The organism is Siminovitchia terrae, assembly GCF_003605405.2.
GTDB classification, from domain to species: Bacteria; Bacillota; Bacilli; order Bacillales; family Bacillaceae_C; genus Siminovitchia; species Siminovitchia terrae.
On sequence record NZ_QYTW02000021.1, the window covers coordinates 17,269 to 38,430 of the forward strand.

At 43.7% G+C, this 21,162-nt stretch carries 19 protein-coding genes and 1 other annotated feature; of the genes, 16 read left to right on the top strand and 3 right to left on the bottom strand.

Annotation, left to right across the window (positions count from 1 at the left end):
• Positions 1-17 precede the first annotated feature (17 nt).
• The 15 genes from rpmG (at position 18) to tuf (ending at position 17,298) form a co-directional block, all read left to right on the top strand.
• Positions 18-164 (top strand): 50S ribosomal protein L33, encoded by a 147-nt coding sequence (gene rpmG / locus D5F11_RS17790; RefSeq protein ID WP_120118052.1) that lies wholly within the window; start codon positions 18-20, stop codon positions 162-164.
• Positions 165-211: 47 nt separating this feature from the next.
• The gene (gene secE, locus D5F11_RS17795; RefSeq protein WP_120118051.1) at positions 212-397 is read left to right on the top strand and encodes a preprotein translocase subunit SecE; all 186 of its coding nucleotides are present in this window, start codon (positions 212-214) and stop codon (positions 395-397) included.
• 449 nt (positions 398-846) lie between these two features.
• A complete protein-coding gene (nusG, locus tag D5F11_RS17800) occupies positions 847-1,383 on the top strand; it encodes a transcription termination/antitermination protein NusG (RefSeq protein ID WP_120118050.1) in 537 nt (178 codons plus the stop codon).
• Positions 1,384-1,512: 129 nt separating this feature from the next.
• Positions 1,513-1,938 (top strand): 50S ribosomal protein L11, encoded by a 426-nt coding sequence (gene rplK / locus D5F11_RS17805; protein ID WP_018708714.1) that lies wholly within the window; start codon positions 1,513-1,515, stop codon positions 1,936-1,938.
• Between the two features lie 94 nt (positions 1,939-2,032).
• Positions 2,033-2,734, top strand: a complete 702-nt coding sequence (gene rplA / locus D5F11_RS17810; protein ID WP_120118048.1) for a 50S ribosomal protein L1 — start codon at positions 2,033-2,035, stop codon at positions 2,732-2,734.
• Between the two features lie 39 nt (positions 2,735-2,773).
• Positions 2,774-2,923 (top strand) — a sequence feature (ribosomal protein L10 leader region).
• 37 nt (positions 2,924-2,960) lie between these two features.
• On the top strand, positions 2,961-3,455 hold the full coding sequence (rplJ, locus tag D5F11_RS17815) for a 50S ribosomal protein L10 (protein WP_120118047.1): 495 nt from the start codon (positions 2,961-2,963) through the stop codon (positions 3,453-3,455).
• 48 nt (positions 3,456-3,503) lie between these two features.
• Entirely contained in the window at positions 3,504-3,869 is a 366-nt protein-coding gene (gene rplL / locus D5F11_RS17820) for a 50S ribosomal protein L7/L12 (protein WP_120118046.1), read from the top strand.
• 218 nt (positions 3,870-4,087) lie between these two features.
• The gene (locus tag D5F11_RS17825) at positions 4,088-4,699 is read left to right on the top strand and encodes a class I SAM-dependent methyltransferase (protein ID WP_120118045.1); all 612 of its coding nucleotides are present in this window, start codon (positions 4,088-4,090) and stop codon (positions 4,697-4,699) included.
• A gap of 406 nt (positions 4,700-5,105) precedes the next feature.
• Positions 5,106-8,660, top strand: a complete 3,555-nt coding sequence (rpoB, locus tag D5F11_RS17830; protein WP_120118044.1) for a DNA-directed RNA polymerase subunit beta — start codon at positions 5,106-5,108, stop codon at positions 8,658-8,660.
• 58 nt (positions 8,661-8,718) lie between these two features.
• Positions 8,719-12,315, top strand: coding sequence for a DNA-directed RNA polymerase subunit beta' (gene rpoC, locus D5F11_RS17835; RefSeq protein ID WP_120118043.1), 3,597 nt, complete (start codon positions 8,719-8,721; stop codon positions 12,313-12,315).
• Between the two features lie 258 nt (positions 12,316-12,573).
• A complete protein-coding gene (locus tag D5F11_RS17840) occupies positions 12,574-12,822 on the top strand; it encodes a 50S ribosomal protein L7ae-like protein (RefSeq protein WP_120118042.1) in 249 nt (82 codons plus the stop codon).
• Between the two features lie 111 nt (positions 12,823-12,933).
• Positions 12,934-13,353 carry a 30S ribosomal protein S12 gene (gene rpsL / locus D5F11_RS17845; RefSeq protein WP_018708722.1) on the top strand — a complete coding sequence of 140 codons (420 nt, stop codon included), beginning with the start codon at positions 12,934-12,936 and terminating at the stop codon, positions 13,351-13,353.
• A gap of 38 nt (positions 13,354-13,391) precedes the next feature.
• On the top strand, positions 13,392-13,862 hold the full coding sequence (gene rpsG / locus D5F11_RS17850) for a 30S ribosomal protein S7 (RefSeq protein WP_120118041.1): 471 nt from the start codon (positions 13,392-13,394) through the stop codon (positions 13,860-13,862).
• A 40-nt stretch (positions 13,863-13,902) separates the two neighbouring features.
• Positions 13,903-15,978 carry an elongation factor G gene (gene fusA / locus D5F11_RS17855; protein ID WP_120118040.1) on the top strand — a complete coding sequence of 692 codons (2,076 nt, stop codon included), beginning with the start codon at positions 13,903-13,905 and terminating at the stop codon, positions 15,976-15,978.
• Positions 15,979-16,110: 132 nt separating this feature from the next.
• The gene (tuf, locus tag D5F11_RS17860) at positions 16,111-17,298 is read left to right on the top strand and encodes an elongation factor Tu (RefSeq protein ID WP_120118039.1); all 1,188 of its coding nucleotides are present in this window, start codon (positions 16,111-16,113) and stop codon (positions 17,296-17,298) included.
• A gap of 484 nt (positions 17,299-17,782) precedes the next feature.
• Here the strand turns inward: tuf and D5F11_RS17865 are convergent, their stop codons facing one another.
• The 3 genes from D5F11_RS17865 to D5F11_RS17875 form a co-directional block, all read right to left on the bottom strand.
• Entirely contained in the window at positions 17,783-18,742 is a 960-nt protein-coding gene (locus D5F11_RS17865; protein WP_120118038.1) for a metal ABC transporter solute-binding protein, Zn/Mn family, read from the bottom strand.
• 69 nt (positions 18,743-18,811) lie between these two features.
• Positions 18,812-19,648 (bottom strand): metal ABC transporter permease, encoded by an 837-nt coding sequence (locus D5F11_RS17870; protein WP_185830774.1) that lies wholly within the window; start codon positions 19,646-19,648, stop codon positions 18,812-18,814.
• A 20-nt stretch (positions 19,649-19,668) separates the two neighbouring features.
• Entirely contained in the window at positions 19,669-20,415 is a 747-nt protein-coding gene (locus tag D5F11_RS17875) for a metal ABC transporter ATP-binding protein (protein WP_120118036.1), read from the bottom strand.
• Between the two features lie 416 nt (positions 20,416-20,831).
• On the opposite strand from D5F11_RS17875, the gene rpsJ reads away from it, so the two are divergent.
• Positions 20,832-21,140, top strand: a complete 309-nt coding sequence (rpsJ, locus tag D5F11_RS17880; protein WP_018708729.1) for a 30S ribosomal protein S10 — start codon at positions 20,832-20,834, stop codon at positions 21,138-21,140.
• Positions 21,141-21,162 lie beyond the last annotated feature (22 nt).

Below are 21,162 nucleotides of genomic sequence, written 5' to 3' on the forward strand. Positions count from 1 at the left end.
TATAAGGTGCGGTTGTGATGAAAAGCAAAATTATATGGGCTTGCAGTGATTGTGGTTCTAGAAATTATACGACGGACAACAGAGAGAAGTCATCCAAGAGGTTGACAATCAAGAAGTATTGTAAAAACTGCAATGCACACACAGTCCATCAGCAAACAAAATGACCCTTGTAAAAGAAGTCCGTTCATTTACAGATGTTGGAGGTTCGATCATGTCAAGCATAACTCAATTTTTCCGCAATGTCGGCTCGGAAATGAGAAAGGTGAGCTGGCCTAAACGGAAAGAACTTGTAGGATACACCATAACGGTTGTCACAACAGTCGTGATACTCGCTCTATTTTTTGCGCTTGTCGATCTGGGAATTTCTAGAACTGTTCGGTTCTTTCTAGATCTATAAAACAACTGACTTTTATTTGATAAATTTGTATATAAGCCTTCTTCTCGTGGTATAATATAAGAACAATAAAAATGCCGCCGTATTTTCAAAAAAGCCCGGTCAACGGGTTTTTTCACTTGCTTAAAGAAAAGCAAAAGCGCCCGTTTAGCGACGTACAAACTGGAGATGCGGAAGACGGCCGTTTAGGGGAGACAAGCGCTGGCAGGCTCAGAACGCGACATCCTGTCTAGCACATCCTATGCGCTGGAGGGCAATCTTGTGAAGTCGTTCTTTGACTTCATTGGATTGACCGAAGCGACCTTGAGCCCCTGCCGTCTGAAGCTAGACACCGGAGCACTCCATTAATGAGATAAAGGAAACACGGCACGAAGGCCTCAGGACGCGACATCTTGTCCGTCGGAGATAAAATTTAGATTAAATAGGGAGGGAAGGACATTCAGTCCCGCTCAATGGAAAAAAATTGGTACGTTGTCCACACATATTCCGGATACGAGAACAAGGTGAAAACGAATCTTGAAAAAAGAGTAGAATCTATGGGGATGCAAGATAAGATTTTCCGCGTTATTGTTCCAGAAGATGAAGAAACAGCCACGAAAAACGGAAAGACAAAAACGGTTAAGAAAAAGGTTTTCCCTGGGTATGTACTGGTTGAGCTCATCATGACGGATGATTCTTGGTACGTCGTAAGGAACACTCCGGGAGTAACAGGATTTGTCGGCTCCGCAGGCTCTGGTTCTAAACCGACTCCGCTTTTGCCAGAAGAAATCAATTATATATTAAGAAGAATGGGCATGGAGAAGACTCCTATCGACGTGCAGTTTGAAGAAGGCGAATCCGTAACGGTGAAAGAAGGGCCGTTTGCTGAATATACGGGTAAAATTGATTCGCTAGATTTGGACAAGGGTAAAGCGAGAGTGCTTGTGAATATGTTCGGACGTGAAACCCCTGTTGAACTTGACTTTGCACAAATTGAAAAAATAACATAAAATAACTTGTTTTTTGACATCAAAAGTGGTAATATTTTTTAGGTTAGATCTCGTAAGAGACGTTATGAAAGATGAGTGGGAGGGGAAAGACCCCTATTACCACATCACGGACTTAAGGAGGTGTGTCTCGTGGCTAAAAAAGTTATCAAAGTAGTAAAACTTCAAATTCCTGCGGGTAAAGCAAACCCAGCTCCGCCAGTTGGACCGGCATTGGGTCAAGCAGGTGTAAATATCATGGGATTCTGTAAGGAGTTCAATGCCCGTACATCAGATCAGGCGGGATTGATTATTCCGGTTGAGATCACTGTGTTTGAAGACAGATCCTTTACATTCATTACTAAAACTCCGCCTGCGGCTGTTCTATTGAAGAAAGCGGCTGGCATTGAATCAGGTTCCGGGGAACCGAATAAAAAGTCGGTTGCTACCGTAAAACGCGATAAAGTACGTGAAATCGCTGAAACAAAAATGCCTGACCTAAATGCAGCAAGTGTTGAAGCAGCTATGCAAATGGTTGAAGGCACTGCACGCAGTATGGGAATTAAGATCGAAGACTGATCGTTTAGGAGGTTGCAGAGCTGCATTCTTGTACCCTGCAACCTTTATTCGTGGGAGGTTTTTCCGCTAAAACCACAATATAGGAGGATTAATGATGGCTAAGAAAGGCAAGAAATATCTCGAAGCTTTAAAGCTTGTCGACCGTTCAAAAGCTTATGCAATCAATGAAGCAATTGAACTTGTCAAAAAAACAGACTTCGCTAAGTTTGACGCTACTGTTGAAGCGGCATTCCGTCTTGGAGTAGACCCGAAAAAAGCGGACCAACAAATCCGTGGCGCGGTTGTACTACCTAACGGTACTGGGAAAACTCAACGTGTCCTTGTTTTTGCAAAAGGGGAAAAAGCGAAAGAGGCTGAAGCAGCTGGCGCTGATTATGTAGGGGATGCAGAATTCATCAACAAAATCAACCAAGGTTGGTTTGACTTTGATGTAGTTGTTGCCACTCCAGACATGATGGGTGAAGTTGGTAAACTCGGACGTACGCTTGGACCAAAGGGTCTAATGCCTAACCCGAAAACAGGAACAGTTACATTTGATGTTGAAAAAGCTGTAAATGAAATCAAAGCAGGTAAAGTGGAATACCGTTTGGATAAAGCTGGTATCATCCATGTACCGATTGGAAAAGTTTCCTTTGAAGACGAAAAACTTCAAGAAAACTTTACAACGATCTTTGATACAATTCTAAAAGCTAAACCAGCAGCTGCTAAAGGAACATTCATGAAAAATGTTTCCATCACATCTACGATGGGACCTGGAATCAAGGTGGATCCTTCTACAGTAACTGTAAAAGCATAAGTTGACAACATTTTATCTTGTTGATAGAATATAAAAGTTGAAAAAATAACATTTGTACCGTAGACAGCAGGTGCTCCATGGAGCTTAATATCCCGCCGAGGTCATTGCGATATATTATATTCAATCTGTTTGTGCAGATTGGACGCAAAACCTCCATGTCTATTGCCTGGAGGTTTTTTATATTTATCCGGTATGAATGTTCATCTGAGAATTGGGAGGTGTAAGGATGAGCAAAGTAATTGAGCAAAAGAAACAAATCGTTGAAGAAATTGCAGGTAAAATGAAAGCTAGTGTATCTACTGTTATCGTAGACTACCGTGGTTTGAATGTGGCTGAAGTGACTGAGCTTCGCAAACAGCTTCGTGAAGCAGGCGTTGAATACAAAGTTTACAAAAACTCTATGGCACGCCGTGCAGCTGAGGAAGCTGGCCTTGCTGAACTTAACGAGCAGCTTGTAGGTCCAAATGCGATTGCATTCAGCACTGAGGATGTAGTTGCCCCTGCGAAAATCTTGAATGATTTCGCAAAAGATCACGATGCTTTAGAAATTAAAGCAGGTGTCATCGAAGGAAACGTTGCTACAGTTGAGGAAATCAAGGCGCTTGCAAGTCTTCCTTCCCGCGAAGGATTGCTTTCCATGTTGCTTAGCGTTCTTCAAGCTCCAATGCGTAACTTCGCACTTGCAACTAAAGCTGTTGCTGACCAAAAAGAAGAAGCGTAAACTGGGCATAGTCATATAAAATTTTTAAAAAATCTGGAGGAATAAATCATGACGAAAGAACAAATCATTGAAGCTGTCAAAGAAATGACAGTTCTTGAGCTTAACGATCTCGTAAAAGCAATTGAAGAAGAATTCGGCGTAACTGCTGCTGCTCCTGTAGCTGTTGCTGGTGGAGCTGCTGCTGCAGATGCTGGTGCAGAGCAAACAGAATTCGATGTAATTCTTGCTAGCGCTGGCGCACAAAAAATCAAAGTTATCAAAGCTGTTCGTGAAGCTACAGGCCTCGGCTTGAAAGAAGCGAAAGAGCTTGTTGATAACGCTCCTAAACCAATCAAAGAAGGCGCATCTAAAGAAGAAGCTGAAGAGCTCAAAGCGAAACTTGAAGAAGTTGGAGCAGAAGTCGAAGTTAAGTAATGATGTATTGATAGAAAAGCTCGCTTATTTAGCGGGCTTTTTTCGCACTTTTACTAGAAATGCGTAAACGCCTGTTTATTGACACACAGTCTGGGGTGTATCCGACGAGAGACAAGGTGACGAAGACAGCCTCAATTCGCTGCATCCTGTGTGTCGCTAGACAACGAGAAAAGCATTAGCTCCTATTTTCGACGTTTTTTTACCAATCGGAGGTTGCTATGACAGAGCATTATTATTCGCGTAAACCTGAAGTGGGCAGTGATCCTATTTACTGGGATGCGAGGTTACGGGATCATTCTTTTCGTTTCAAGACAGACCGCGGTGTTTTTTCAAAGCAAGAAGTGGATTTTGGTTCCCGGCTTTTGATTGATACTTTTGAAATACCGGATGTTAGCGGTCCTTTGCTTGACCTAGGGTGTGGCTATGGTCCTATCGGGTTAAGCCTTGCCAAGGACTTCCCAGAGAGAATGGTCCACATGGCTGATATTAATGAGCGTGCGGTTGGATTGGCGAAAGAAAATGCAGCTGCCAATCATATCGAAAATGTGAAAATCTATGAAAGTGACGGCTTCCAAAGTGTTGAAGAAAAAGGTTTTGCTGCCATATTGATCAACCCGCCTATCAGGGCCGGGAAACAGGTCATCTTCAACATGTTCGAAAAAGCCTTTCGTCATCTCGCAGATAATGGTGAACTGTGGATTGTGATTCAGAAAAAACAGGGCGCCCCTTCCACAAAAGTAAAATTGGAAGAGATCTTTAGTCAAGTCCAGACTGTGGGTAAGAAAAAAGGCTACTATATTTTTCAATCAAAAAAGTTTGCATCTCTTTGACTCTTGTGCTAATATTGTAAGATGCTAATACCATGCTTTCCATAATAAAGCTAATAGTTGTATATTTATTGGCTATTATGGGAAAAATTATTTAATATAGGTTCGTCTCAGGAAATTGTGGTTTTCAAAGTAAAACCATTTTTCTTTTTGTAAGAAAAAAAGTGTAAAATTAGACGAAGGTTATTATTCGAATTATGATGTGGTAGGTCTAGCTCCAGGCGCCATTGGCTCGAGGTCACAAGCCAAATTGCTGTGGTGGCTGAAAAGCTGCCTCCTCGCCATTCGTCTTGTGCTTGCCTCCTAAGGCTGCGCGCCTTACGCTTTTCTTTTTGTCTGATGATTCGTATCCTGCTTGATTAGAGCGGATAGGATGAATAAAATGCATGATTTTTGAGGGGTGAATCAGTTGACAGGTCAACTTGTTCAGTATGGACGGCACCGCCAGCGCAGAAGCTTTGCTAGGATCAGTGAAGTATTGGAACTGCCAAACCTTATTGAAATTCAATCTTCCTCTTATCAATGGTTTCTTGATGAGGGCTTAAAGGAAATGTTTCAGGACATCTCCCCAATTGAAGATTTCGCCGGGAATCTATCATTGGAATTTATCGATTATAGTCTCGGTGAACCAAAATATTCTGTGGAAGAATCTAAAGAGCGCGATGCCACATATTCCGCTCCGCTTCGTGTCAAATTGCGTCTTTTAAATAAAGAGACCGGCGAAGTTAAAGACCAGGATGTGTTCATGGGAGACTTCCCGCTGATGACAGAAATGGGAACATTCATCATCAATGGGGCAGAGCGTGTCATAGTTTCACAGCTGGTGCGTTCTCCAAGTGTTTATTACAGCGCTAAGATTGATAAGAATGGTAAGAAAGGCTTCACTGCCACTGTCATTCCGAACCGCGGCGCATGGCTGGAATATGAAACAGATGCGAAAGATGTTGTGTATGTCCGTATCGACCGGACGAGGAAACTGCCGGTAACGGTTCTTTTGCGTGCACTGGGTTTTGGTTCTGATCAAGAAATCATCGAATTAATAGGAGATAACGAGTATCTCCGAAACACACTGGAAAAAGACAACACAGAGAGCGCTGAAAAAGCGTTGCTTGAAATCTATGAACGTCTTCGCCCAGGTGAACCTCCAACAGTTGAGAACGCGAAAAGCCTTCTTGTTTCGCGCTTTTTCGATCCAAAAAGATACGATTTGGCCAACGTTGGACGTTATAAAATCAACAAAAAACTCCATATTAAAAATCGTCTTTTCGGTCAACGGCTGGCAGAAACCTTGGCCGATCCCGAAACCGGCGAAATTATTGCGGAAAAAGGCACTCTACTCGACCGCCGCACATTGGACAAATTGATTCCTTACCTTGAAAAAGGCGCAGGTTTCAAAACATATAACAATCATGGCGGTGTGCTGGAAGAGGACATTACCGTTCAAACTATTAAAATATATGCTCCGCATGATGATGAAGAAAAAGAAATCAATGTCATCGGCAATTCTTTCATAGAGGAAGAAATCAAGAATATTACGCCTGCCGATATCATTGCTTCCATCAGCTATTTCTTTGATCTTCTTTATGGAGTCGGTGATACAGATGATATCGACCATCTGGGTAACCGCCGTCTTCGTTCTGTTGGAGAACTGCTTCAAAACCAGTTCAGAATTGGATTGTCTCGTATGGAGAGGGTTGTGCGTGAGCGGATGTCTATCCAGGACATCAATACAATCACTCCACAGCAATTGATCAATATTCGTCCGGTTATTGCATCCATTAAGGAGTTTTTCGGAAGCTCTCAGTTGTCACAGTTCATGGACCAGACGAATCCATTGGCAGAATTGACTCATAAACGGAGACTTTCTGCTCTTGGACCAGGTGGTTTGACACGTGAACGTGCCGGGATGGAAGTTCGGGACGTCCACTATTCACACTATGGACGTATGTGCCCGATTGAGACACCAGAGGGCCCGAACATCGGATTGATCAACTCGCTGTCCACTTTTGCGAAGGTGAATCGCTTCGGTTTTATTGAAACACCTTACCGTCGTGTTGACCCTGAGACAGGTGCGGTCACTTCTCAAATTGACTATTTAACTGCAGACGAAGAAGATAACTATGTTGTCGCGCAGGCAAATGCTCCATTGACAGAGGAAGGCACTTTCGAAAATGACGAAGTCATTGCTCGTTTCCGTGGGGAAAACACCGTGATTAGAAGAGACCGGATTGACTACATGGACGTTTCTCCCAAGCAGGTTGTGTCTGCTGCAACAGCATGTATTCCATTCTTGGAAAACGATGACTCCAACCGTGCCCTAATGGGAGCGAACATGCAGCGACAGGCCGTTCCTCTTATGCAGCCGGAAGCACCGCTTGTAGGTACTGGAATGGAGTATGTATCTGCGAAGGATTCAGGTGCTGCTGTAATTTGCAAGCATAATGGTGTTGTGGAACACATCGAGGCGCGAGAAATTTGGGTACGCAGAATCCAGGAAATTGACGGGCAGGAAGTAAAAGGCGATCTTGATAAGTACCGCCTGCAAAAGTTTATCCGTTCTAACCAAGGAACCTGCTATAACCAGCGCCCGATCGTAAGTGTAGGCAACCGTGTTGTCAAAGGTGAAATCCTTGCAGACGGTCCATCCATGGATCAAGGGGAATTAGCACTTGGCCGAAACGTCCTCGTAGGATTTATGACATGGGAAGGCTATAACTACGAAGATGCGATCATCATGAGTGAAAGACTTGTAAAAGATGATGTTTATACATCGATTCATATTGAAGAATATGAATCTGAAGCTAGGGATACAAAACTTGGTCCTGAAGAAATGACAAGGGATATTCCAAACGTCGGGGAAGATGCCCTTAAAAACCTTGATGAGCGCGGAATCATCCGTATTGGTGCGGAAGTCAAGGACGGCGACCTGTTAGTCGGAAAAGTAACACCAAAAGGTGTAACAGAGCTGACAGCTGAAGAGCGCCTGCTTCACGCCATCTTTGGTGAAAAAGCACGTGAAGTCCGGGATACTTCCCTCCGAGTGCCTCATGGCGGCGGCGGAATCGTCTTGGATGTAAAAGTGTTCAACCGTGAAGACGGCGACGAGCTTTCTCCGGGTGTGAACCAGCTTGTCCGTGTATATATCGTTCAGAAAAGGAAAATCTCTGAAGGGGACAAAATGGCGGGACGCCACGGTAACAAAGGGGTTATCTCCCGCATTCTTCCGGAAGAGGATATGCCATACATGCCTGACGGCACACCTATCGATGTCATGCTTAACCCACTTGGGGTTCCTTCAAGGATGAACATTGGCCAGGTGCTTGAGCTGCATTTGGGTATGGCCGCGAGATACTTGGGACTGCATATGGCATCTCCAGTATTTGATGGTGCAACCGAAGAGGATGTATGGGCAACGATTGAAGAAGCCGGCATGGCTTCTGATGCGAAAACGGTCCTTTATGACGGACGAACAGGGGAAGCTTTTGATAACCGTGTCTCCGTTGGAGTCATGTATATGCTGAAACTTGCGCATATGGTTGATGATAAGCTGCATGCTCGTTCAACAGGCCCTTACTCACTCGTTACTCAGCAGCCGCTTGGTGGTAAAGCCCAGTTTGGCGGTCAGCGTTTCGGGGAGATGGAGGTATGGGCGCTTGAAGCATACGGTGCAGCATACACTCTTCAAGAAATCCTTACGGTAAAATCTGACGATGTGGTTGGACGTGTGAAAACATATGAGGCAATTGTTAAAGGTGAAAACGTCCCAGAACCGGGCGTTCCAGAATCATTTAAGGTTCTGATCAAAGAACTGCAAAGCCTTGGAATGGATGTTAAAATCCTGTCCGGGGACGAACAGGAAATTGAAATGCGCGAGCTTGAGGACGATGATGATCTTCACCAGGCAGACACATTGAACATTGCTCCTGAAACTAAAGTGGAAGAAACAGCTGCTACAAAGGAGTAAATGATGTCAGATAAGGCAATTAGGGTAAAACCTGTATATGAAAAGGGAGGTAGGCCCCTTGCTGGATGTAAATAACTTCGAGTATATGAAAATCGGTCTCGCTTCACCCGATAAGATCCGTTCATGGTCTTTTGGTGAAGTAAAAAAACCGGAAACAATCAACTATAGAACTTTAAAGCCGGAGAAGGACGGTCTTTTCTGCGAGCGGATCTTTGGTCCGACAAAAGACTGGGAATGCCACTGTGGAAAATACAAACGAGTGCGATATAAAGGAGTCGTTTGTGACCGCTGTGGCGTGGAAGTGACCAGGGCAAAAGTCCGCCGTGAGCGCATGGGGCACATCGAACTGGCTGCTCCTGTTTCTCACATCTGGTACTTCAAAGGAATTCCAAGCCGGATGGGACTTCTATTGGATATGTCCCCCCGGGCTTTGGAAGAAATTATTTATTTCGCTTCTTACGTAGTGACAGATCCTGGAGACACTACGCTTGAGAAGAAACAGCTTTTATCTGAAAGGGAATATCGTGCTTATCGTGAAAAGTACGGTTCTACTTTCAATGCTGGAATGGGTGCGGAGGCTATTAAAAAGCTTCTGCAGGACATAGATCTTGACAAAGAAGTTGAGATCTTGAAAGAAGAACTAAAGACAGCACAAGGCCAGCGGCGTACACGTGCTATCAGAAGGCTTGAGGTGCTAGAGGCCTTCCGTCACTCCGGAAATCATCCGGATTGGATGGTGCTTGATGTACTTCCAGTTATCCCGCCGGAATTGCGCCCTATGGTTCAACTTGAGGGCGGTAGGTTCGCTACATCGGATCTGAACGATTTGTACCGTCGTGTGATTAACCGGAACAACCGTCTGAAAAGACTCTTGGATCTTGGAGCTCCCGGCATTATCGTCCAAAATGAAAAGCGGATGCTGCAGGAAGCTGTTGATGCTCTCATTGATAATGGACGAAGAGGCCGTCCGGTTACAGGACCTGGAAATCGTCCGCTCAAATCCCTCTCACATATGCTGAAAGGTAAGCAAGGGCGTTTCCGTCAAAACTTGCTCGGTAAGCGGGTAGACTATTCAGGCCGTTCCGTTATCGTCGTCGGACCAAGTCTGAAGATGTATCAATGTGGTCTTCCAAAAGAGATGGCTTTGGAATTGTTCAAACCATTTGTTATGAAGGAACTCGTTGAAAAAGGCTTGGCTCATAATATTAAAAGCGCCAAGCGTAAAATCGAACGTGTTCATCCGGAGGTTTGGGATGTACTGGAAGAGGTCATCCGCGAACACCCAGTACTTTTAAACCGTGCACCGACATTGCACAGGCTGGGAATTCAGGCGTTTGAGCCAACTCTTGTCGAAGGAAGGGCAATCCGCCTTCATCCGCTTGTATGTACGGCTTATAATGCGGACTTTGACGGTGACCAAATGGCTGTCCATGTTCCGTTATCCGCTGAAGCCCAGGCAGAAGCAAGGCTTTTGATGCTGGCAGCGCAGAACATCTTGAACCCAAGGGATGGTAAGCCAGTTGTTACACCTTCTCAGGATATGGTTCTCGGGAACTATTATCTGACACTGGAGCGCGAAGGTGCTACAGGAGAGGGTATGGTATTCGGCAATGCAGATGAGGCGCTTTTGGCGTATTATAACGGATATATCCACCTGCATTCACGGATTGCAATCCATGTAGATTCTCTGCCAAATGAGAGATTCTCTGAGGAACAGCGTAAAAAATTATTGGTAACGACTATGGGTAAAATAATTTTTAATGAAATTTTGCCTACTTCGTTCCCATACATCAATGAACCGACGAAAGAGAACCTGGAACTAAATACGCCAGAAAAGTATTTTGTTGGTACAACAGAGAATGTTGCAGAATTTATTAAAAAACAACCGCTGGTAAAACCATTTAAGAAGAAAATTCTCGGGAATGTCATCGCCGAGATCTTTAAAAGGTTCCAGATCACTGAGACATCCAAAATGCTTGATAGCATGAAGGATCTTGGTTTCAAATATTCAACTAAAGCGGGAATTACGGTCGGAGTATCCGATATCGTGGTTCTTGCAGAGAAAGAAACAATTCTTGAGGAAGCTCAGACCAAAGTTGACAATGTCCTGAAGCAGTTCAAGAGGGGTCTCATCACAGATGAAGAACGCTATGACCGCGTCATTTCCATCTGGAGTGCCGCAAAAGACGAAATTCAGGATAGGTTGATGCAATCCTTGGAAAACCTCAACCCGATTTACATGATGAGTGACTCTGGTGCGAGGGGTAACCCTTCCAACTTCACACAGTTGGCGGGTATGCGTGGACTTATGGCCAACCCGGCTGGACGGATCATCGAACTTCCAATTAAATCAAGCTTCCGGGAAGGATTGACAGTACTCGAGTACTTTATCTCTACCCACGGAGCACGTAAAGGATTGGCCGATACCGCTCTGAAGACAGCTGACTCAGGTTACTTGACAAGAAGGCTGGTGGATGTGGCGCAGGATGTTATTGTCCGTGAGGATGACTGTGGTACTGACCGAGGCTTGCTTGTTTCAGCGCTAAAAGATGGCACAGAAGAAATCGAGTCTTTGGAAGAAAGGCTGATTGGACGCTTCACCCGGAAAAAGATCGTTCATCCTGAAACAGGGGAAACCATTATTGAAGAGAATACCCTTATTACAGAAGATACGGCGAAAGAAATCGTCAACGCGGGAATCGACAAAGTCTGGATTCGCTCGGCGTTCACTTGTAATACGCGCCATGGCGTTTGTAAAAAATGCTACGGCCGCAACTTGGCAACTGGCTCAGTAGTGGATGTTGGTGAAGCGGTGGGAATCATTGCCGCTCAGTCAATAGGAGAGCCAGGTACCCAGCTTACGATGAGGACTTTCCACACCGGTGGGGTAGCCGGAGACGATATCACGCAGGGTCTTCCACGTATTCAGGAATTGTTCGAAGCCCGTAATCCGAAAGGGCAGGCAGTCATTTCTGAAATCAGCGGTGTTGTTATTGCCATCAATGAGGGCAGGGATCGCCAGCATGAAATTGTCATACAGGGCGAGATTGAAAGTAAAACATACAATGCACCGTATACAGCTCGACTGCGTGTAGCAGTGAACGATCGAGTGGAACGAGGGCAGGAACTGACCGAAGGATCCATTGATCCGAAGGAACTGTTGCGTGCCAAAGACGTAGCTGCCGTACAAGAGTATCTTTTACTTGAGGTACAAAAGGTTTACCGCATGCAAGGTGTTGAAATTGGCGACAAGCATATCGAAGTGATGGTTCGCCAAATGCTGCGGAAAGTCAGAGTAACAGACGCGGGAGATACCGATGTACTACCGGGAACATTACTCGATATTCATCAGTTTACGGATGCAAACGAAAAAGTGTTGCTTGAAGGAACCCAGCCTGCAACCGGACGTCCGGTATTGCTCGGTATTACAAAAGCATCGCTTGAGACGGATTCCTTCTTGTCAGCAGCTTCATTCCAAGAAACAACACGTGTGTTGACAGACGCTGCCATCAAAGGTAAGCGGGATGAGCTGCTTGGCTTGAAAGAGAACGTCATTATTGGAAAACTGGTTCCGGCGGGAACCGGAATGCAGCGCTACAGAAGAGCGAGCGCTGTATTGAAGAAAGAAGAAGACGACGCAGTCAACGTAGAATAGCAGCAGAGCCGCCGGCGATTTTGCCGGCGGATTCTTGTAAAGAGAAGATCATGTAAGTTGGTTTTATATATATCGATGGGCAAAATCCCTAATACCAACGTACAGATTACGCACTAATTTTGCCAACGCCGCAGACGTGACATTGCGCTTTTCTCAAGCAAAAATTTCGCTTTTATTGTTGACATTAAAAATACCAGATGATACTATATTCAAGGTGATCCTATCATAATAACCTGTTGCTTTGGAGGATGCGTAAAATTGTCTTATGAAAAAGTATTGCAGGATGCAAATTTGATAATAGGAACAAAGCAAACAGTAAGAGCTCTGAGATCAGGTCATGCGAAGGAAGTTTTCGTTGCGCAGGATGCCGACTCCAGAATTACAGATAACATCATTAATACAGCGAAAGAGCTGGATGTGCCTGTTACCAAAGTCGACTCCATGAAAAAACTTGGCAAAGCATGTGGTATTGATGTAGGGGCGGCAGCTGTTGCCATCATTCACTAAAGGTGTTTTTGCAGAGGACGCGTATGTTGTCCGCAAAAACTTGTTTTTTTGCTTTAAAAAGAACCACCTGGATGTGTGGGTCTATAGAAAACCGGAAAGGAGGAAGCATTAATGCCTACAATTAATCAGTTGGTACGTAAACCAAGAAAGTCAAAAGTGACTACTTCTGACTCTCCAGCACTTAACAAAGGGTACAATAGCTTCAAGAAAGCAAGCACAAACGTTTCTTCTCCACAAAAGCGTGGCGTATGTACTCGTGTTGGTACAATGACACCTAAAAAACCGAACTCTGCGCTTCGTAAATATGCTCGTGTTCGTTTGACAAACGGAATTGAGGTAACTGCCTATATTCCTGGAATCGGACATAACCTTCAAGAGCACAGCGTTGTATTGATCCGTGGTGGACGTGTTAAAGACTTGCCGGGTGTACGCTATCACATCGTTCGTGGTGCGCTTGATACAGCTGGCGTTGAGAACCGTGCACAAAGCCGTTCTAAATACGGAACAAAACGACCTAAAGAGAAAAAGTAATGTAATATTATTCACTGTTTGTGAAAGGAGGAACAACAATGCCACGTAAAGGACCAGTCGCTAAAAGAGATGTGCTTCCTGATCCGTTATACAACTCCAAACTTGTAACTCGTCTAATCAACAAATTGATGATTGACGGTAAGAGAGGAAAAGCACAATCTATCCTATATTCAGCATTTAACCTAGTTCAAGAAAGAAGCGGTAAAGACGCAATGGAAGTCTTCGACCAAGCTTTGAAAAACATCATGCCGGTCTTGGAAGTAAGAGCTCGCCGTGTGGGTGGAGCAAATTACCAAGTGCCAGTTGAAGTACGTCCGGAACGTCGTTCAACATTAGGTCTTCGTTGGTTAGTGAACTACGCACGTCTTCGTGGAGAAAAAACCATGGAAGAGCGTCTTGCCAACGAAATTCTTGATGCTGCAAACAACAGCGGAGCTTCAGTTAAGAAGCGTGAAGATACACATAAAATGGCTGAGGCAAACAAAGCATTTGCCCACTACCGCTGGTAAGATATATTACTATTTATAAACTAGGAAGGAGAAAGACGAGATGCCTAGAGAGTTCTCCTTAGAAAAAACTCGTAATATCGGGATCATGGCACACATCGATGCCGGTAAAACAACGACAACCGAGCGCATCCTTTTCTACACAGGGCGAATCCATAAAGTGGGTGAAACTCATGAAGGTGCTTCCCAAATGGACTGGATGGAACAAGAGCAGGAACGCGGAATCACAATCACATCTGCTGCTACAACAGCACAGTGGAAAGGACACCGTGTCAATATCATCGATACTCCTGGTCACGTAGACTTCACAGTTGAAGTTGAACGTTCCTTAAGGGTTCTTGATGGAGCTGTAACTGTACTCGATGCACAATCCGGTGTTGAGCCGCAAACTGAGACAGTTTGGCGCCAAGCAACAACTTACGGAGTTCCACGTATCGTATTCGTTAACAAAATGGATAAAATCGGTGCGGACTTTTTATATGCTGTAAAAACACTTCATGATCGTCTGGATGCCAATGCACATCCAATCCAGCTTCCAATCGGCGCGGAAGATACTTTCAAAGGTATCGTAGACCTCGTTGAGATGAAAGCTTGGATTTATGAGGGCGACGTGTTGGATGCTACTGAATCAGAGATTCCGGAAGATCTTCAAGATCAAGCCGAAGAACTGCGTGCAAGCTTAATTGAGGCTGTAGCAGACTTTGATGAAGAGCTTATGATGAAATATCTCGAAGGAGAAGAAATCTCCAACGAAGAGCTTAAGGCTGCAATCCGTTCAGCAACTTTGAAAGTTGAATTCTACCCTGTACTTTGTGGAACAGCTTTCAAGAACAAAGGCGTTCAGCCTGTGCTTGATGCAGTTGTTGATTATTTGCCTGCTCCGACAGATATTGAATCAATCAAAGGGATTGTACCTGGTACAGACGAGGAACTCGAACGTCATGCTGATGATAAAGAGCCATTTTCAGCTCTTGCGTTCAAAGTAATGACTGACCCTTATGTCGGTCGTTTGACTTTCTTCCGCGTGTATTCAGGCGTTCTTGAGTCTGGTTCTTACGTTCAAAACTCTACTAAAGGGAAACGTGAAAGAATCGGACGTATCCTTCAAATGCATGCGAACCACCGTGAAGAGATCTCTACTGCTTACAGCGGTGACATCGCGGCAGCGGTAGGATTGAAAGATACAGGTACAGGTGATACGCTTTGTGACGAAAAGAATCTTGTAATTCTTGAGTCTATGGAGTTCCCTGAGCCGGTTATTTCAGTCGCTATCGAACCAAAATCAAAAGCGGACCAAGATAAAATGGGTACTGCACTTGCGAAATTGCAAGAAGAAGACCCGACTTTCCGCGCTGAAACAAACACAGAAACTGGCCAAGTAGTCATCTCGGGTATGGGTGAACTTCACCTTGATATCCTCGTTGACCGCATGAAGCGGGAGTTCAAAGTAGAAGCCAACGTGGGTGCTCCGCAGGTTTCTTACCGCGAAACATTCCGTTCTTCCGCCCAAGTAGAAGGAAAGTTCGTTCGCCAATCAGGTGGACGTGGACAGTTTGGGCACGTTTGGATTGAATTCTCTCCAAATGAAGAAGGAAAAGGCTTTGAATTTGAAAATGCCATCGTTGGTGGTGTTGTTCCACGTGAATACATCCCTGCAGTCCAAGCTGGACTTGAAGATGCACTGGATCAAGGTGTCATCGCAGGTTATCCGCTGATTGATGTCAAAGCGAAATTGTATGATGGTTCCTACCATGACGTTGACTCGAATGAGATGGCGTTTAGGATTGCTGCCTCTATGGCACTTAAAAACGCGGCAAAGAAATGTGACCCTGTCTTGCTTGAACCACTTATGAAGGTTGAAGTCGTAGTTCCTGAAGAATATCTTGGGGATATCATGGGTGATGTTACATCTCGTCGCGGACGCGTTGAAGGTATGGAAGCAAGAGGAAACGCACAAGTGGTAAAAGCTTTCGTTCCGCTTTCCGAAATGTTCGGATATGCAACATCCCTTCGTTCCAATACGCAAGGGCGCGGTACTTACACAATGCACTTTGACCACTATGAAGAAGTACCAAAATCCATCGCTGAAGAGATCATCAAAAAAAATAGCGGTGAATAATTGATTTTATTGCATCCATCAAGTATAACTACTAGTAGATGATATTCGGGCGGCTTTAAAGCGGGGAAAAAATCCTTCTTTAAAGCGCTCATCCATACTTATTATTTTTTAAAATTAAAGGAGGATTTCCTAATGGCTAAGGAAAAATTTGATCGTTCCAAAGAACATGCGAATATTGGTACAATTGGTCACGTTGACCATGGTAAAACAACTTTGACTGCTGCTATTGCTACTGTTCTTTCTAAAAAATTGGGTGGAGAAGCTAAGTCTTATGACCAAGTTGACAACGCTCCTGAAGAAAAAGAGCGTGGAATCACAATCTCTACTTCTCACATTGAATATGAAACTGAAAAACGTCACTATGCACACGTTGACTGCCCAGGACACGCTGACTATGTTAAAAACATGATCACTGGTGCTGCGCAAATGGACGGAGCTATCCTTGTTGTATCAGCTGCTGATGGTCCAATGCCACAAACTCGTGAGCATATCCTTCTTTCTCGTAACGTAGGTGTTCCATACATCGTTGTATTCATGAACAAATGTGACATGGTTGACGATGAGGAACTTCTTGAATTAGTTGAGATGGAGATCCGCGATCTTCTTTCTGAATATGAATTCCCTGGCGATGACATTCCTGTTATCAAAGGTTCTGCTCTTAAAGCTCTTGAAGGTGAAGCAGAGTGGGAAGAAAAAATCGTTGAATTGATGGACGCTGTTGATGAGTACATCCCAACTCCAGCTCGTGAAACTGACAAGCCATTCATGATGCCTGTTGAGGACGTATTCTCTATCACTGGTCGTGGAACAGTTGCTACTGGCCGTGTTGAGCGTGGACAAGTTAAAGTCGGTGACGAAATAGAAATCATCGGTCTTGCTGAAGAGTCTAAGAAAACAACTGTTACTGGAGTAGAAATGTTCCGTAAGCTTCTTGACTATGCTGAAGCTGGGGACAACATTGGTGCACTTCTTCGTGGTGTTGCACGTGAAGACATCCAACGCGGACAAGTATTGGCTGCACCTGGATCCATTACTCCACACACTAAATTTAAATCTGAAGTTTACGTTCTATCCAAAGAAGAAGGTGGACGTCATACTCCATTCTTCTCTAACTACCGTCCTCAGTTCTACTTCCGTACAACAGACGTAACAGGAGTTATTGAGCTGCCAGAAGGTGTAGAAATGGTTATGCCTGGCGACAACATTGAAATGACAGTTGAGCTTATCTCCCCAATCGCGATTGAAGACGGAACTCGTTTCTCTATCCGTGAAGGTGGACGTACAGTTGGTTCTGGTGTCGTTGCTTCAATTGAAAAATAAGAAGAATCACTTATGATAAAAGAGTAGGGGACTGATCAACCCTACTCTTTTTTTTTGTTCGATACTTGGGTTCACCACACAATTTTGCGAAAAAATACATGCAAATACCCAAAAGATTGCGGGTACAGGCGACTAACATAAAACGAATCATAGAAGCAGTGGGAGTGGAAAACCGCATTGGACTTCATGTGCAAGTAAAACCCTCAGTCATCGTCTCTGCAGATACAGATGGTCTTCAAAGCGAAGGATTCTGTTAGTGCGGGGTAGTGCTTTGTGGAGAACAATTTCTTGTCTAGGATCATAACTTTCAATTGAATGAAACCGGAATGTTGGCATATTTCCTCGACAGTACTGTAGCATAACTTATTCTTTTCCCATAGAAAAAGCACCTCAAGTTGTATTTAAACCAACTAAAGGTGCTTTTTATTTTTCTCTTTTTATAGGGCAGGCCCGAGCGTTTGTGGGAAATTCTTTTGTTGACCGATTATTTCTTCAGGCCATCGTACATGATGTCAATATTATACTTTAGATACTTAATATACGTATCGACCTCATCCCCTGGTTTTCCAATTTCATCAGAATAGATCGGTTTTTCATAGATAGGTACTCCCGATTCCTTGGAAACTGTTTCCATTGGACGCGGGTCAACATTAGATTCCCGGAAGAGGATAGGAACATTATGTTCTTTAAGGAACCCGATAAGTGCTTTTATTTGTTTGGGTGAACCATTTTCTTCTGTATCAATCGCCCAGATATAGGCTTCCTTTAATCCATAACGACTAGTCATATATTGAAAAGCCCGCTCACTTGTCACTAAGATTCTATCTTCTTCAGGTATGCTACTGAGTTTTTCTTCATATTCTTTTTCAATCTCTTTCAGTCTTTCTAAGTAAGCATTACCGCGTTTTTCGTAATTTTCTTTTTTATCAGGATCGATTTTGATGAATGCGTCTATCATGTCCTCTGCCATGATAATTCCTACATTGGGGTCGATAAAAGCATGAGGATTAATTTCTTCTTCTTTCCCATCATGGCTTGTTATATGCATTGGCTCTACACGTTCTGTCAAACTGAAGACATTCTCTTCTTTCTGTCCAACAGAATCAATCATTTTAAAAAACCAGCCGTCTTTACCGCCTTCAAGGTTTAGGCCGTTATAAAAAAGTACATCCGCATCAGTAGCTGCTTTAATATCTTCAGGCAAAGGTTCATATTCGTGAGGATCCGTACCTGTAGGGACTAAGTTATGAATAACGACATCGTCCCCGCCAATTTCCTTTGCAAGGTCTTCAATGATTGTAAATGAAGTGACGACCTTCAACTGTCCATCATCTTTAGATCCTGAACTACCTCCGGAATCCGAGGTCGATTTCTTGTCCCCGCACGCAGCAAGTAAAAATGCCGCGATACTTGCTAGCACAATCCATTTCATAAACTTCTTCATTTTCTACTAAACTCCCTTTCATTCTATAAAATATTTCTTTATTAGCTTGTTCCGGCAGGTTTTCAGTTCCTAACCAACTGATATTCTTTGTTTGTTCGTTTTTAACATTCTCCAGAAGATGCCCTGTTTCGGAGAGAACAAAAATGCAACCAAGAAAATAACTGTCGTAGCCAATGCGATAACCGGCCCAGACGGCAGATTATAGACAAAGCTGAAATATAATCCGATGATCGAAGAGAGTGCCCCAAATACCGACGCAAGCACAATCATCGTTGATAATCTATTTGTCAAAAGATAAGCTGTTGACGCCGGTGTAATTAACATGGAGACAACGAGAATAACTCCTACTGTCTGTAAGGATGCCACAGTGACAAGTGTTAGAAGCGCCATGATCATATAATGAATCAATCTTGTTTTAAGTCCATAAGCTGCGGCCATTGTTTCATCAAAGCTTGAAACGAGCAACTCCTTATAAAATAGAACAACAACAAGGATGACTGCAGCTCCAACAATAAGGGTCAGCCACATGTCAGACGTTCTGACCGAAAGGACGTTTCCGAACAAAATCTGCGTTAAGTCCGTTGCACTTTGAGCAAGGGTAATTAAAATAATTCCCAAAGCAAATGCCGCAGTAAAAACAATTCCGATCGAAGAGTCATTTTTAACACGGCTGTTTTGACTGATTAACCCGATACCGAGTGCCGTCAAGATACCTGTCGCTACGGCCCCATAGAAAAAATTGACTCCAAGCATGTATGAAATGGCCACCCCGGGAAGAACAGCATGCGAAATCGCGTCTCCCATCAAGGCCATTCCGCGCAAAACGATGAAACTGCCGATAACGCCGCAAATGATCCCGACTATAATTGATGTCACAAAAGCTTTCTGCAAAAACTCATATGTCATTAAATCATTAATGAACTCCACTACACTCCGACCCCCAGACTTCCAAGCATATTGATCGGGGCTTTGTATGCAGCCTGCATCAATTCCGGTTTGAAGACATGATCTACGGGGCCAGCGCCTATTAATTCTTTATTGATAAGAATGAGATCGTCAAAATAACTTTGTACTTTCATTAAATCATGGTGGACGACAAACACAGTTTTACCTTCATCACGTAATCCTTTTAAAATGCGAATGATGACCTCTTCGCTGGAAACATCAATTCCGACAAATGGTTCATCCAAGAAGAAATACTCCGCATTTTGTGCTAAAGAACGTGCAAGAAATACTCTTTGCTGCTGGCCTCCAGATAGCTCGCCAATTTGGCTGTTTGCAAACTGCTCCATTCCTACTTTCGCAAGACACTCCATCGCCCATTTTTTGTCTTCCTTTTTCGGACGATGAAAGAGGCCCAGTTTTGGATAGGTCCCAAGAAGCACTGTGTCTTTAACAATAATCGGAAAATCCCAATCAATATTCGACCGTTGGGGGACGTATGCAATCTTTTTCCTCATTTCTTTTAGCGGCCGTCCCCCAATATTGATCTGTCCGCTATCCCTTGGTATTAATCCCAAGGCCGCTTTCATCATTGTGGATTTACCAGCGCCATTTGGTCCAATAATCCCGACTAATTTTCCATGGCTGCAAGTGTAATTGATGTTCTTTAGAACTTCCTTTCCATAATAGGAAACAGATAAATTGCGCACGGATATAGCCTGATCTTTCAAAACCTTCACCTTCTTTTCTATAACAATGTATATTTAATTTTTTAGCCAACCTCTACTATATTGCCTCAAAGACAAATAGTTGCCCTAAGGAAACTTATTAATCATAATATACAAACCGAGCTGTTTTGTAAACACCTTTCATACAAAAAATTATTTTTAACGATATATAGAAAAGAAAAACCTTTGTTGAAAAATTATTGGAACGTCTGTATAATGAAACAGTCAAATTTAACGGCATTATTTGTTGTTTCATATTGCAATGACCATCTATTGTATGTATAATGTATAATGTTGGTCATTTGACAGCAATGATGCGGAAGGTTGCCGACACACCCGGCCGCTTTGCCATGGCGAGTGTGGGGGAAATTTCCGCGGAGTATGTCTATTTTTTAAATAGGCGAAAAGGAGGGAAAGTAATGGCAAAACAAAAAATCCGGATTAGATTGAAAGCTTACGATCACAGAATTTTGGATCAGTCTGCAGAAAAGATTGTAGAAACGGCAAAACGTTCAGGTGCAAATGTATCAGGACCAATTCCGCTTCCAACAGAGAAATCTGTTTACACAATCTTGCGTGCGGTTCATAAATACAAGGACTCCCGCGAGCAATTCGAAATGCGGACACATAAACGTCTGATCGACATCATCAGTCCTACACCACAAACTGTGGATTCATTGATGAGACTCGATTTGCCGTCCGGCGTGGACATTGAAATCAAACTTTAATAAATAATTAATGAAAGAAAGC